At 52.9% G+C, this 13,364-nt stretch carries 19 protein-coding genes; 12 read left to right on the forward strand and 7 right to left on the reverse strand.

The features are described from left to right. From C7K08_RS03310 to C7K08_RS03350, 10 genes are all read left to right on the forward strand, one after another. Positions 1–104, forward strand: a 104-nt coding sequence (locus tag C7K08_RS03310; protein WP_117434628.1) for a DUF2808 domain-containing protein, incomplete at its 5' end; no start/stop codon positions are given. A gap of 50 nt (positions 105–154) precedes the next feature. Then, the gene (gene rpmH, locus C7K08_RS03315) at positions 155–292 is read left to right on the forward strand and encodes a 50S ribosomal protein L34 (RefSeq protein WP_106499237.1); all 138 of its coding nucleotides are present in this window, start codon (positions 155–157) and stop codon (positions 290–292) included. A 50-nt stretch (positions 293–342) separates the two neighbouring features. After that, on the forward strand, positions 343–789 hold the full coding sequence (locus tag C7K08_RS03320) for a ribonuclease P protein component (protein WP_106499238.1): 447 nt from the start codon (positions 343–345) through the stop codon (positions 787–789). Next, positions 743–1,165, forward strand: a complete 423-nt coding sequence (locus C7K08_RS03325; RefSeq protein ID WP_106499239.1) for a PH domain-containing protein — start codon at positions 743–745, stop codon at positions 1,163–1,165. The genes C7K08_RS03320 and C7K08_RS03325 overlap by 47 nt, the downstream gene beginning before the upstream one ends. Before the next feature lie 60 nt (positions 1,166–1,225). Further along, the gene (gene yidC / locus C7K08_RS03330) at positions 1,226–2,365 is read left to right on the forward strand and encodes a membrane protein insertase YidC (protein WP_106499240.1); all 1,140 of its coding nucleotides are present in this window, start codon (positions 1,226–1,228) and stop codon (positions 2,363–2,365) included. Next, entirely contained in the window at positions 2,365–2,844 is a 480-nt protein-coding gene (locus C7K08_RS03335) for a YceD family protein (protein WP_106499241.1), read from the forward strand. Before yidC ends, C7K08_RS03335 begins: the two co-directional genes overlap by 1 nt. After that, positions 2,841–4,310 (forward strand): AAA family ATPase, encoded by a 1,470-nt coding sequence (locus C7K08_RS03340; RefSeq protein ID WP_106499242.1) that lies wholly within the window; start codon positions 2,841–2,843, stop codon positions 4,308–4,310. The genes C7K08_RS03335 and C7K08_RS03340 overlap by 4 nt, the downstream gene beginning before the upstream one ends. Before the next feature lie 121 nt (positions 4,311–4,431). Beyond that, the gene (locus tag C7K08_RS15945) at positions 4,432–4,608 is read left to right on the forward strand and encodes a hypothetical protein (protein ID WP_162842883.1); all 177 of its coding nucleotides are present in this window, start codon (positions 4,432–4,434) and stop codon (positions 4,606–4,608) included. Between the two features lie 28 nt (positions 4,609–4,636). After that, positions 4,637–5,776, forward strand: coding sequence for an aminotransferase class V-fold PLP-dependent enzyme (locus C7K08_RS03345; protein WP_106499280.1), 1,140 nt, complete (start codon positions 4,637–4,639; stop codon positions 5,774–5,776). A 33-nt stretch (positions 5,777–5,809) separates the two neighbouring features. Then, complete coding sequence (locus tag C7K08_RS03350; RefSeq protein ID WP_106499243.1) at positions 5,810–6,127, forward strand: hypothetical protein; 318 nt, start codon at positions 5,810–5,812, stop codon at positions 6,125–6,127. On the opposite strand, the gene C7K08_RS03355 is transcribed toward C7K08_RS03350, so the two are convergent. Genes C7K08_RS03355 through yidD form a run of 3 tightly spaced genes read right to left on the reverse strand, consistent with a single transcriptional unit; the run spans position 6,124 to position 8,124 of the window. Then, positions 6,124–7,626 carry a UDP-N-acetylmuramoyl-L-alanyl-D-glutamate--2,6-diaminopimelate ligase gene (locus C7K08_RS03355; protein WP_106499244.1) on the reverse strand — a complete coding sequence of 501 codons (1,503 nt, stop codon included), beginning with the start codon at positions 7,624–7,626 and terminating at the stop codon, positions 6,124–6,126. The genes C7K08_RS03350 and C7K08_RS03355 overlap by 4 nt on opposite strands. A gap of 28 nt (positions 7,627–7,654) precedes the next feature. Beyond that, the gene (locus tag C7K08_RS03360) at positions 7,655–7,912 is read right to left on the reverse strand and encodes a glutaredoxin family protein (RefSeq protein ID WP_106499245.1); all 258 of its coding nucleotides are present in this window, start codon (positions 7,910–7,912) and stop codon (positions 7,655–7,657) included. Further along, a complete protein-coding gene (yidD, locus tag C7K08_RS03365; RefSeq protein WP_390623240.1) occupies positions 7,909–8,124 on the reverse strand; it encodes a membrane protein insertion efficiency factor YidD in 216 nt (71 codons plus the stop codon). Before yidD ends, C7K08_RS03360 begins: the two co-directional genes overlap by 4 nt. A 104-nt stretch (positions 8,125–8,228) precedes the next feature. On the opposite strand from yidD, the gene rpsD reads away from it, so the two are divergent. Beyond that, complete coding sequence (gene rpsD / locus C7K08_RS03370; protein WP_106499247.1) at positions 8,229–8,837, forward strand: 30S ribosomal protein S4; 609 nt, start codon at positions 8,229–8,231, stop codon at positions 8,835–8,837. A 606-nt stretch (positions 8,838–9,443) separates the two neighbouring features. After that, entirely contained in the window at positions 9,444–9,758 is a 315-nt protein-coding gene (locus C7K08_RS16780; protein WP_423218676.1) for a response regulator transcription factor, read from the forward strand. Between the two features lie 107 nt (positions 9,759–9,865). Here C7K08_RS16780 and trpC read toward each other — a convergent pair whose 3' ends face one another. From trpC to C7K08_RS03395, 4 genes are read right to left on the reverse strand one after another with little or no spacing between them, the layout of a single operon-like run. Beyond that, positions 9,866–10,759, reverse strand: a complete 894-nt coding sequence (gene trpC / locus C7K08_RS03380; RefSeq protein ID WP_106499249.1) for an indole-3-glycerol phosphate synthase TrpC — start codon at positions 10,757–10,759, stop codon at positions 9,866–9,868. 3 nt (positions 10,760–10,762) lie between these two features. After that, positions 10,763–12,220, reverse strand: a complete 1,458-nt coding sequence (lpdA, locus tag C7K08_RS03385) for a dihydrolipoyl dehydrogenase (protein WP_106499250.1) — start codon at positions 12,218–12,220, stop codon at positions 10,763–10,765. Then, positions 12,217–13,050, reverse strand: coding sequence for a TrmH family RNA methyltransferase (locus tag C7K08_RS03390; protein ID WP_423218677.1), 834 nt, complete (start codon positions 13,048–13,050; stop codon positions 12,217–12,219). Before C7K08_RS03390 ends, lpdA begins: the two co-directional genes overlap by 4 nt. Beyond that, positions 13,051–13,299 carry a hypothetical protein gene (locus tag C7K08_RS03395; RefSeq protein ID WP_106499252.1) on the reverse strand — a complete coding sequence of 83 codons (249 nt, stop codon included), beginning with the start codon at positions 13,297–13,299 and terminating at the stop codon, positions 13,051–13,053. Positions 13,300–13,364: the final 65 nt, after the last annotated feature.

Below are 13,364 nucleotides of genomic sequence, written 5' to 3' on the forward strand. Positions count from 1 at the left end.
CTGTTAATGGTGGAATGTTCCAATTCAATGCCCTCGCCCAAGCCCCTGGAGATATCCCCATGGCCGGCTATTTGGGCAGCTGGGTGATTGAAGTTACCAACTAGGCAAGCTTGCTGGTAAACTTAGAAATTGGCCCACAGCCCAGCCCAGTCCCATGACCAAGCGCACCCTTGAAGGAACCAGCCGTAAGCGCAAGCGCGTATCTGGCTTCCGCGTGCGCATGCGCACCCACACCGGCAGGCGCCTGATCCGCACCCGCCGCAAGCGTGGYCGCGCCCGCTTAGCGGTGTGATCCMMTTGGGTTTAAGCCTTTAAATTCAAATTTTYGGTTGGTGAATTAAGGTGGTTCTCCCGCAAAGGCACCGCCTCAGGGGCAAGAATCTTTTTGATTACATCTATAAACAAAGCCGCCGTTACTACGGAGGTTCTCTAWTGGTTTTGAGGGTRGCTGCTGCCAAACCCAATCTTCTAAAACCAGATGAGGCCTCCACCGCAATGGAGTTGCGCCTTGCTGTTGTGATCAGCAGCAAAGTTAGTAAGCGGGCTGTGCAACGCAACCGGCTTAGGCGTCAATTTCATCAGAGTTTTGTGGATTTGTGCCACCGCTGGGAAAAGCCGGAATCCCCCTGCCTTCGGCCTCAAAGTTGGCTGCTGTTAAGCCTCAAACCAGAGGCGGGTTCCGCCACTKGCAACGATCTACTGAGAGAATGGCAAGCAGTGTTGCAACAGGCAGGCTTTTTAGATGACAACAACACCCCCCATCACCCTTCAGGAGGAACTCTTCTATGAAGGCGGGCCAGCCAAAGGGGACCTGATCTTGAACTTGGTTTTTGGAATTACCTTGATTGGCCTGCCTTTTGCGGTGGGGGCCATCGTGCGGGCCCTATGGCTGAGGTTTCGAATCACCAGCCGCCGGGTATCGGTWACTGGTGGCTGGCTGGGTAGGGATCGCAGCCAGGTCACCTACAGCCAAATCAAAGAAGTGCGCGCTGTGGCCAGGGGCTTTGGTGCCTGGGGGGACATGTGCCTTCTACTCAACGATGGAGCGCGGCTGGAAATGCGCGCCGTACCTAGGTTTAGGGARGTTGAAGCATTTATCAAAGAACGCATGGATAGCCAAAGCCGCAGCAGCACTCCCCCCAGCGGTTTTGCCGTAGCCAGCTGAAGCTGAGCCCGCGCTCGGGCACACTCACACCACATACATTCCCACCGCCCTTAATCGCCTGTGATCGGTTACATCTCCGACAACCTGCTGCTGCCAATCCTTGATTTCTTCTATGGACTAGTGCCCAGCTACGGCCTTGCAATCATTGCCCTCACGGTGGTGATTCGCCTGGCCCTATTCCCTTTGAGTGCTGGTTCGATYCGTAATGCCCGCCGCATGCGCATTGCCCAACCGGTGATGCAAAAGCGCCAGGCTGAAATCCGCGCCAAATTCGCCAGCAATCCCCAAAAGCAGCAGGAGGAACTGGGCAAATTAATGAAGGAATTCGGCAGTCCCCTGGCGGGCTGCCTGCCCCTAGTGGTGCAGATGCCGATTTTGTTTGCCCTGTTTGCCACCCTGCGGGGATCACCCTTTGCCGATGTGCCCTACACCTTCAATGTGAAGGTGGTTCCAGCTGATCAGGTGGCTTCCGTAGAGGCCAAACCATTTGCCAGTGCYAGCCATTCGATTTTCATCACCGAAACAAACCACATTCCCGTGGTAGCTGCCCTGCCGGGTGGTAATCGCCTTGGCGTTGGCGAACAGGCCAAGGTTTTATTGCAAACCAAAGACGGCAGCGAAAGCCTTGAGGCCGTGGAGCAGCGGCTCACACCAACGATCGACATGAGCCCCCAATGGAAGCTCACAAAAGGCGATGGCGTGGTTTCCCTGGCGGCGGATGGCAGCTTGAAAGCGCTCAGCCCCGGTGATGCCACCGTTGAGGTGAAAATCCCCGGTTTAGCTGCCCGCAGCGGCTTCCTCTTTATCAAGGCCCTTGGCCAGGTTGGGATTCGCACCGATGGCCAAGTGAATTGGGATATTGCAGGGCTTGTGGCTGGTTTTGGCATCAGCCTTTTCCTTTCCCAAATCCTTTCCGGCTGGGGGATGCCGGCTAACCCTCAACAGGCCACCGCCAACAAGATCACACCGGTGATGATCACGGGCATGTTTTTGTTTTTCCCCCTGCCCGCTGGGGTGCTGCTYTATATGGTGATCGCCAATATTTTCCAAGCGYTCCAAACCTTTGTKCTTATCCGTGAACCCCTGCCTGAAAATCTCCAGGCAATTCTCGATCAACAGATGTCYCAGCAAACGGTAACGGCAAGTGCCACTGCGATTTCATCGGAGCGCTTGCCATTTGAACCAAAAGGGAAGCGCTAATGAAGCCGATCCCATTAMGGGAACTGCGTTTGCTAGGGGTGGCAAAACGCTGGCAAATCGATTACMCCCTTAGCCAGCTCGATAGCCTTGAACCGGTTAAAGGCTGGGTGCAAGCGCAATTGAGTGGTTCTGAACTGCAGGTGAGTGGCTCTGGCTCCACCTTGGTGGAACTCTGTTGTGATCGCTGCTTAAAAACTTTTAGTTATCGGCTTAAGGCCCACGCCGAGGAATTAATTGCGGTTGGCTCAAATTTAGATAGCGGCTTGAATRCTGAATTGGATGGTGCCGTGGAAAGCCTTRATCCAGAAGCCAGTTTTGATGGCRATCAATGGTTATTTGAACAGCTAAGCCTGCAATTACCGCTTAAGCGCCTTTGTGATTTCAACTGCAGCGGCATCATGGTYAACCAAATCAACCATGAACCAAAGGCCGTTGACCCCCGCTGGGCAGCTTTAGGGGAGTTAAGCGAAAAACCATGAGCGCCGCCTGGATCGCTCAACTTGATCTATTGATCCGCAGCCGCACGCCAATCCTKTGGATACGCCAGCARGAGGAGGAACGCCTGGTGCGTTTACTGCAACAGGTGGCCCAAGGTTTRGAGCAACGGCCATTGCTGCGTTGGGATTTTGTTGCTGGTTTGCAGGGTTTACCAAACCACGCTGGTGCCGCCGCCCGCCAACCGCTAGCGGCCCTAGACAGCCTTGATCTATTGCCATCAGGTAACCCAGGCCTGTTGCTGCTGCTTGATTTCCATCGCTTTGTAGACGACAGCGCCATCTGCAGGCGCCTGCGCAACCTGGCGGTGGAGCTATGCCAACAACCGCGCACCTTGGTAATCGCCGCTCCSGATCTGCAATTGCCGCGGGAATTGGAGGCCACCGTAACGGTGTTGGAATTGCCATTGCCGGATGCAACTGAAATTCGTGCCCTCCTTGGYGGCATTGGCATCGCAGCTGGCAGCCCCCTGGAGCCCCAAGCCCTGGAACTACTGGTGCGCAGCTGTAGGGGCCTGCCGGAGCAAAGGATTAGGCAATTGGCGGCTAGGGCTTTAGCCCGCCACGGCCGACTAGATGCCGCCGACCTAAGCGATGTGTTGGAGGAAAAAAGACTCGCCCTAGCCCGCAGCGATCTACTCGAATACTGCCCCGCCGATGCTGATCCCAGTGAAATTGGTGGTTTAGATCAATTAAAACTTTGGCTGGAAAGGCGCCGGCTTGCTTTCACAGCAGAAGCACAGAGCTATGGGCTGCCCAATCCCAGGGGGGTGCTGCTGGTGGGTCCCCAAGGCACTGGTAAGTCGTTAACGGCAAAAGCAATTGCCCACAGTTGGGGAATGCCKCTGCTGCGCCTTGATTTAGGGCGCCTATTTGCCGGCCTGGTGGGAGCCAGTGAAGCCCGCAGCCGCGACATGATCCGTACGGCGGAGGCCATGGCCCCTTGCATCCTTTGGATCGATGAAATCGATAAAGGTTTTAGTTTGGATGGCCGCAGTGATGGCGGCACAAGCCAAAGGGTATTAGCAACGCTGCTCACTTGGATGGCAGAAAAAAGCAGCCCCGTTTTTGTTGTGGCAACYGCAAATGCAATCGATAAATTGCCGCCGGAACTGTTGCGAAAGGGCCGTTTCGATGAGCTGTTTGTTTTAAACCTGCCTGAAGCCGAGGAAAGGCGTCAAATCCTCAACCTGCACCTGCGCAGGCGCCGGCCCCAACACCTGATCCCACTCGACACGCTCGTGGATCGCTGCGCTGGCTTCTCRGGTGCCGAATTGGAACAGGTGGTTCTTGAGGCAATGTTGGTGGCCTTTAGTGAAGGGCGCGAATTTGGCGAAGCGGATCTGATCGCCGCTGCCGCCGATCTGGTGCCCCTAAGCCGCACTGCTCGAGAACCGCTGGAGCGGCTGCAGCAATGGGCAAGAGAAGGCAGAGCAAGGCCMGCTTGCTAGGGCGCAAATATATAAATTCAGATGTATTTACATTGCGGAGAGTAAAGAAGMAAAGCTTTTGTCAAGTGTTCCCTGGCACTTCTGCCTACGGTCTTTTTATTAACACCACCGGCAGGCTGCGATGAAGCTGAATCTTCCCCCAAACCGCGCTGAACTCACCAATCAATTGGCCGTTGCTGCCCTTGGTGCTGGCGTGATCACCACCTTGGCCGTAGCCCAAGGTCAATCACCGATCACAGCCCTCGGTATCACATTGTTTTCTGCAGTTGCTGCAGTAGCTGTGGGTCAGATGCTCTGAAGCATTGAGCCTCACTCTGCGGCAGCAAATGCCTGCCCTCACGGGCAAGCATTATTTCAATTACGGCGGCCAAGGCCCATTACCAAATGACTCCTTGGCGGCCATGGTGGCCTGCTGGCAAAAATTGCAGCAACTKGGTCCCTTTGGCCGTGATGTGTGGCCCTGGTTAAACCTTGAACTTTCCGCCTTACGCAAGGCCCTGAGCCAATTATGTGGGGTGCCACCCCAGCGGATAACACTCACKGAAAATGTGAGCAGCGGCTGCGTTTTACCCCTATGGGGCCTGCCCTTTGAAGCTGGTGATCGCCTYCTAATTAGCAACGCAGAACACCCCGGGGTGGTGGCTGCCTGCCGTGAACTTGCTAGGCGCCAGGGTTTGGCCATTGATTTTTTTCCTGTGCAACAGGTGCGCAGCGATAGGGAGCTGCTGGAGGCGCTGAACCAAGGATTGCAAGCYCGCACCCGCTTGGTGGTKTTATCCCATCTGCTCTGGAATACGGGAGTTGTGATGCCMATTGCGGCGGTAGCGCAACAGCTGCAAGCAAAGCAAAACCAGCCTTGGTTGTTGGTTGATGCCGCCCAATCGGTGGGCAGCCTTGAGCTGGGTGATGCGGCGGCCCAAGCTGATATCTACGCGTTTACAGGCCACAAATGGTGTTGCGGGCCTGAAGGTTTAGGGGCAGTGGTGCTTTCAGAGCGGSTTCTAGCAGAAKCAAACCCCACGCTGATCGGTTGGCGCAGCCTGAGCAATGAAAGCGAAGGCAGCAGCARCTGGCATAAAGATGGCAGACGTTTTGAAGTGGCCACAAGCTGTGTTCCCCTCGGGGCTGGCCTGCGGAGATCTCTGCAACTACTAGAAAACTGCGGTGATGCAGGCCAGCGCCATGGCCGCATCTGCGGGCTGAGCWGCAGGCTCTGGCACGGCTTAACCACCATTGAGGGAGTGGAGCCGTTGCTGGAGGCGGGGCCACCCCAAAGCGGCCTGGTGAGCTTTCGAATGCACAACCAAAAGCCAGCGGAGCTGGTGAACTACCTAGCTGATGCCGGCCTGCATTTACGCAGCCTGGAYGATCCTGCCTGCCTGAGGGCCTGCACCCATRTCACCAGCACGGAGGCTGAAATCGATCTGTTGCTAGAGCACCTAGCGAACATCAGCAAAGGCGGATGAGGTCCTAAGGTTGCGCCACTTGGGGGAACTCCCATGTTGTACGAGGCGCAGGCCAGTTTTCTGCACCCGCTCTCGGTGGTAGAGCCGAGTGATGATCCAGAGGTGCTCTTATTTAATGCATTTGCCCTTGGCGAGGAGATGGTTGTTGCGGCTTTGAGCCCCGAGCGACCAGATGCCAATTTCCGTGTGGTGCGRATCTTGTTTGAAACCGGATTGCCCACTAGCCACATCCAAGAGATGTTTGCAGAAACCCGCTCTGGTAACAAGCAGGCACTTCTACGRCTGATTGAATACGTGGCGGATGCATTGGTGGATGAAAGTGATGCTMGAGAAATTGAAACTGCTAATTAATTAATAGCTTGCTGAGCAAGAAACCGGGCGGCTTCYTCCCTGTCGCTGAAATGACTTTTTTCAGTGCCGATAATTTGATAATCCTCATGGCCCTTRCCGGCAATTAGCACTAAATCACCAGAGCCACCAAGGGCGATCGCCTTTTGTATTGCTAAGCCACGATCAGGTTCCACAATCATGTTGCTGCCAGCTGGCATGCCCGCCAACACGTCGTTGAGTATTTGCTGGGGATCTTCCGTACGGGGATTATCGGAGGTGAGTACCACTTGATCAGCAAGGCGAGCTGCGATTTCACCCATTAAGGGGCGTTTGCCACGGTCGCGATCACCGCCGCAACCAAATAAACAAATCAAACGGCCTTGCGCAAAAGGTTTACATGCACCTAAAGCATTTGCCAAACCATCTGGTGTGTGGGCGTAATCAACCAAAACAGCAGGTTGGCCGGGGCCATGGGACACCCGTTCCATCCGGCCAGGTACCCCCTGAAAACTGTGCAAACCCTGGAGCAGTAATTCCAATTCAACCCCCTGCTGCAGCAACACACCAACCGCCTGCAGCAGGTTCATCAGATTGAAACGGCCCACCAGCGGTGATTGAAAAGCGGCGGCACCTTTAGGGCTATGGATCACACCTGCAACACCAGCTGCGCTGAATTGCAAAGCGTCCATAAATAATTCAGCGGTGGGATCCAGCAAGGAACTACGCCAACATTTGGCGGCTAAATGTGCTGCCAGGCGTTTGCCATGGTGATCATCGCTATTAATTACCGCCATACCTTTTAGGTAAATAGGTTCAAATAGCATTGCCTTGGCTTCGTAATAGGCCTCTAGGGATGGGTGGTAATCAAGATGATCCTGGCTGAGGTTTGTGAACACAGCGCCGCTAAAGTTGCAACCGGCTACGCGTTGCTGATGCAAGGCATGRGAACTCACCTCCATGGCAGCTAGCTGAACACCAGTGGCTAGAGCTGCTGCCAACTGGGCCTGCAACTGATCAGCGAATGGTGTGGTGTGGGTGGCGGTGATATTGCAACCGGGCCAGCGGTTGGCCAAGGTGCCAAACAAGGCAGTGCTCAAACCAGCTTTAGCGGCCAGGTGTTCGATCAAAAAGGTGGTGGTGGTTTTGCCATTGGTGCCAGTTACACCAATCAAACTCAGGTGGCTGCTGGGCTCAGCCCAGAAAGCGGCAGCTATCCTGCCCGCCACCTCAGCCACCGGATCTGCCACCACTAAAACGGGATCACMGGGGGCAGGGGGATCAGCCTGGGCTGCGGCAGGGCCAATAACAGTGGCGGTGGCACCTGATTGCAATGCCGCCCGCCAAAAACTGCCGCCATCAACTTTGGCGCCGGGTAAACCAATAAATAAGGTGCCAGCGCCCACCCGGCGGGAATCGCAAGTTACATCGCAAATCAAGGGGTTAGGTAATAGGGCGGGCACACTGAGGCCGGCATCTCTCAACAGCTGGTGCAACCTGCCTAGGGGGGGGGCCTCAGCCATGGCTAGGGAACAAAAACTTCTAGTGGTTTTAGGCTAATTCTTGGCTTGCTATTTGTTTTTGCAGCCATTGGGCTAAGCGATCCCCCTGCAACCTGGGGGGCACCCTGGCCAGCAACTCGCCGTTGTGGCTTAAAAGCGGCACTTCCAAACCATATTTGGCTTGAAGATTGGGATTGGAATCCACATCAAGCAGCTCCAACTCAGGCGGATTGGCCAATTCCCGCAGGCGTTCTTCTAGGCCAACGCAAAGGCAACAGCCTTGACGGGTGAATAACAGCAATTTCATTCCGGCACCGGATCAAAACCACCGGCACTGAAGGGATGACAGCGCAAAAAGCGGCGCAAACTGAGCCAACAACCACGCCARGGGCCATGGCGTTCGATCGCTTCTCGGGCATAGCCACTGCAACTGGGCACAAAACGACAGCGGGGTGGGCCGAGCAGRGGGGAGATCAGCCTTTGATAGAAGCTTATTAATGCYAGGAGCAACCAACTGATGGGGTTCCGGCTTGGRGCTAAGCTATTGGATTGGTTAGCTGTTTCCTTGCACACTTARGTGAGGCAATGGTTGGTCAATTTCCATCCTGACGGTTTTTTCATTTATGTCTCGTTACCGCGGTGCTCGATTAAGGGTGACGCGGCGCTTGGGGGACCTTCCCGGTCTCACCCGTAAGTCTGCTAAGCGGGCTTATCCACCAGGTCAGCACGGCCAAGCCCGTCGCAAGCGCTCCGAATACGCCATCCGCCTAGAAGAAAAGCAAAAGCTGCGCTTCAACTACGGCATTTCCGAACGGCAGCTCGTTCGCTACGTGAAGAAGGCCCGRGCCCAAGAGGGTTCAACGGGTACCAATCTTCTCAAGCTGCTGGAAGGTCGCCTCGACAATGTTTGTTTCCGCCTTGGCCTTGGGCCCACAATCCCCGGTGCCCGCCAATTGGTGAACCACGGCCACATAACCGTTAATGGACGGGTGGTTGATATTCCCAGTTATCAATGCCGGGCCGGTGATGTGGTGGCAGTGCGTGAAACAAAACCCAGCAAACAGCTGGCAGAAACCAACCTTGCTTTCCCTGGCCTTGCCAATATTCCACCTCATCTGGAATTTGAAAAAACCAAAATGGTGGCMAAGGTAACTGGTAGATGTGAAAGGGAATGGGTAGCCCTTGAAATCAACGAACTACTTGTGGTGGAATTCTATTCACGCAAGGTTTAATTACCAGAGCTCAAACCTGTTCCGCTCCAAATAACCCTGAAAACCCCGCCAAGGCGGGGTTTTTTCATAGCTGCCATTTCGTAAATACCCTAACGTGRGCAGGCTTRCATGAAGTGATGCCCGGCTGTTATGAATCGAAAGCMACCMYCCTTAGTTTCTGAAGATAACAACGGGGCAAGGGTTCCATTGGAGGATTTTAAAAAACTATTTATCATTGGCGAAGCYAGGTTTTTGCTTGCCTGCCTCTCAAGGGAGTTTGATCCCTCATTTATTSTTGTTGGCAAAAGCAATTTCGAGTTTGYYRCGGGATACAAGGCGGTTAAAATAACTAAAGATTTTCGTGGTGCCGCAAAATCRTCWGCCCARGCYATTRATTTGCTARMYGAAGTTAAWCCTGGATTTGTTTTTATCCATGAGAGRGGCGAGCAACTTGAATTCGCAGAACTAGCTCAATATATATCTCAATCGCGCCCAAATACAAGGTCTTACATATTAATTGATAGCTTAAATRTGTTGGAAGATTACACAAAAATTGACCCTGATGTAATCGTWGCAGACGCAGACATTTTCTTGCCGAATAATCCTTTAGTACAAGGTTTAATGGCTATGGTTGCCGGCACCACATACCGTAGCCCTTCGGTWGAAAATTATCTTAATCAAATCTCCCAGCCYATTGATCAATCAGCTTCCAGCCGTGTTGTATTAAGCCTGCGGGAACAGCAGCTTTTGGAGGCCTATGTTTTAGGACTTAGCAATCGCGAAGTGGCCGAACAGCTAAATCTTTCCGTGCGMAGTGTTCAAACCTATAGCGGYCAGCTTCTTACACGCTTGGGAGTGAATAATCGCCAGAAAGCATTAATACAGATTGCCAAAATGGGCRTATCAGTAACTACTAGATTTYTSAAAGGCAATCCTAATTAAAAAATAGCAACCTATAAATGCAAYCATTGCTTGTTTTTTTTGCGCTTTCTACTAATATATAACTSGGCTGCAACTGGAGAATTTGGCTATCTAAATCACGTAATTAATTAGATCTMACWGCCATGAATCAAAGCTTGCAAWGCATCCGCTATGTGCTCTTCTCGCATCAACGCTTCACCTACCAAAACAGCATCAGCACCAGCAGTTTGAACGCGATCAAGATCATCACGGCTGAATAAACCGGATTCACTCACAAGCAGGCAACCCTTAGCACGGATTTGCGAACCATAAATTGCGGTGAGTTGTTCAGTGGTGGCTAGATCAGTGTGAAAACTAGCCAGATCGCGATTATTAATACCAATAAGTTGCACCCCATCAAGGGCAAGTGCTCGCTGGAGTTCCTCAGCGTTATGCACCTCAAGCAACACCGCCAGCTGTAGCGCCTTGGCTGCTTTTAGCAAATAAGCCAAATCTTGATCGCTGAGGATTGCTGCAATCAGCAGCACTGCATCAGCGCCAGCTGCTCGCGCTTGATAAAGCTGATAGGGGGAAAGAATGAATTCTTTGCATAGCAGCGGCAGGTTCACAACTTCGCGCACCTGCACAAGCACATCAAAACCACCCTGGAAGAATTGCTTATCAGTTAAAACTGAGATGCAGCTGGCACCTGCACTTGCATATTCTTTTGCGATTGCAACCGGATCAAAATTTTCCCGGATTACACCTTTACTGGGGCTGGCCTTTTTAATTTCAGCAATCACTGCGGGCTTAAGGCAGGCTGCTTTTAAAGCCGCCACAAAATCTAAAGGTGCTGGCAATAAAGCAACTTGCTCCTTCAGTTTTGCAAGTGGCACTCKCTCCCTTGCGATAGYAATTTCACGATCTTTTGCCCACACAATCTCCTCAAGAATGTGTTGGGGCTTTTCATCCGGCAGGGGCACACCATATTCAAGATATGAAACCCGCACCTTGGGGCTTGGTGGTTTACGGCGGATCTGCATAACTCAACCTGCCACTGCCATAGCCGCCTGTTTATAGGCAACTTCTACCACTTCACTAAGGGTTGGATGGGTATGAACTTCATTAGCTAATTGCTTCACACTTAAMCGCCTGGCTACTGCATTTGCAACCTCCTGAATCAAATCAGCGGCATGGAGACCATAAATATGGGCACCGAGCACTTCACCMGTGCCCTTATTAAATAACAACTTCATGATCCCATCACTTTCTAATTCCGCTAATGCCTTGGAATTAGCCTTGAAATAACTGCGCACCGTACCCAATTCAAAACCAGCCTCCACTGCTAATGCCTTAGCCTCAACTTCACTTAAACCAACGGAACTGATCTCYGGATGGGTGAAGGTAGCMGCTGGAATTGAGCGGTAATCAATCTGGCGTTGATGGCCCAAGATATTATCTACAGCAACAGCCCCCTGGGCTGCAGCCGTGTGGGCAAGCATCATCTTTCCTGTTACATCACCAACGGCCCATAGGTGGGGTACCGGCTCAGCATTCGCCAGCACCCGCATCTGATCATCAACGGGTATGAAACCACGGTTGGTTTCTACACCAACGGCAGCAAGATTTAGATCTTTACTGGTTGGAACGCGGCCGGTGGCCACCAGCACCGCATCAACTTCCAACACCTCAACTAATTCCTTGCTATTGGCATCAATTAATTCAATCCGCACCGGATTCCCGGGGACAACCTTACTAGCAAAAACACCAACCTTTGTTTCAATATCGCGGCCGTCAATTAGTTTGCGGGCTGCTAGTTTTGCAATATCTGGATCAAATGTAGGCATCACTCGATCTAAGGCTTCAATCATCGTTACTTCACAACCWAGCGCTGTATACACATCAGCAAATTCAAGGCCGATATATCCACTGCCGATAATTGCAAGCCAAGGGGGCAAGCTTTCTAATTTGATTGCATCRTCACTTGTAAATACCGTTGAGCCATCGGTTGTAATACCCGGGGGCACGAAGGGGTCTGAACCACTGGCAAGCACCACATCTTTTGCCGTGAGCAACCTTTCGATGCCATCCAGTTGGCGCAATGCCACCTGCTGGCTTCCCTGCATCCGCCCTTCACCCCTGAGGATTGATACCCCAGCTCGCTCAAGGGTTTTGGTGAGATTTTCGCGGATATTTGCCACTAATTGATTGGCATGGTTTGCAATGGCCTGGCGATCAAAACTATGGCCGCTTGTTTTGATCCCAAATTGGGCTAGGTGGCCAGCATCACTAAGTTCTCGCACCTTGCCACTGGCAGCTAACAGCGCCTTAGAAGGCACACAGCCGCGGTTAACGCAGGTGCCACCCATGTCGCCTTTTTCAATAATTGCCGTGCGCAAGCCATGGTCGGCAGCATGTTTTGCGGCATCAAAGCCGCCATATCCAGCGCCAATCACGATCAAGTCGTAATCGAAATTGTTTTGGGATCCCTTTGCAGCGGTCAAGGGTGTGGCTCAGCTATGGATGATTCTCCCCTGCCATGGCCCGCCATTAGTTTTTGCCTGTTCCGCTCCATCAAAAGCAAGCCTGCCGCCACTGCCACATTTAAAGATTCCACCCGATTGCCATGGGGAATGGTTACCAATTGAACGCCCTCCAAAAGGTTGGCAGCTAGGCCACTGCCCTCATTGCCAAGCAATAACAAACTTGGCAATTGCCAATCCACAGCCCAATAGGGCTTTCCGCCCTGCTGCACCGCCGCTAAAACCTGCAGCCCGGAGTTCAAAGCAAGGGCAAGGCCAGCTTCCAAATTTGGGTAGCGGCGCATTGCTAATTGCAATGAAGCACCAGCAGAGGCGCGTAAAACCTTTGGTTGCCATGGATCGGCGCCAGCGCCCAACCAAACCTGATCAACGCCTGCCGCAAGGGCAGTGCGCAAAATCGTTCCCATGTTGCCTGGATCCTGCACCCGATCAAGGCCAAGCAGGAGGGGCCTAGGCGCTAAATCCAGCTCAGCCAGCTCGGTTTCATCCTTGGGCGCAGCTAATAAAGCCACCACACCATCGGGGCTTTCGGTGCTGGCCATGGCCGCCAACACCTCAGGGCTAACCGGTTGGCAAGGGGCTAATTGCAATAAATCGGGATGGCGCTGGCCCCAGGCTGTGGTGGCACAGATCAGCTGCAGTTTTAATTGCAGCCGCCCACATTCCTGCAGCAGATGGGTGCCCTCTAACAGGATTAGGCCCTGCTCCCTCCTGCCCTTGGCTTGATGCAGAGCCCGCAACTTGGCAACAAGTGGATTGCGCCTACTTGTAATTATTTCAGTGGCCAGGATTTATATCTCCTCAAAACGACGCATATGTAGGTCTGTTTTCAGCTTTAGGCCATCGCTTGAGAGGTCTAGCCCTTTTACAGATGCCACCGAACCACGAATGCCCTCTGCCCGCAGGTTTTCAACAAGCTTTTTGATTACCTCCTCCTCCACCTTGGCTTCATCAAGGCCATCGGGGGTGAGCATTTCTAAAAACCTGCCAACCTTTGAAGCAACCAAATCCGATGCATTGCTGATTTTGAGAACGATCACCGCATCTGAGATATCACACCCATAAAGGATGGCAACAATCCACAGTTCTAGCTAGCAATTAAAGA

It is taken from the genome of Synechococcus lacustris str. Tous (assembly GCF_003011125.1).
GTDB lineage: Bacteria > Cyanobacteriota > Cyanobacteriia > PCC-6307 > Cyanobiaceae > Synechococcus_D > Synechococcus_D lacustris.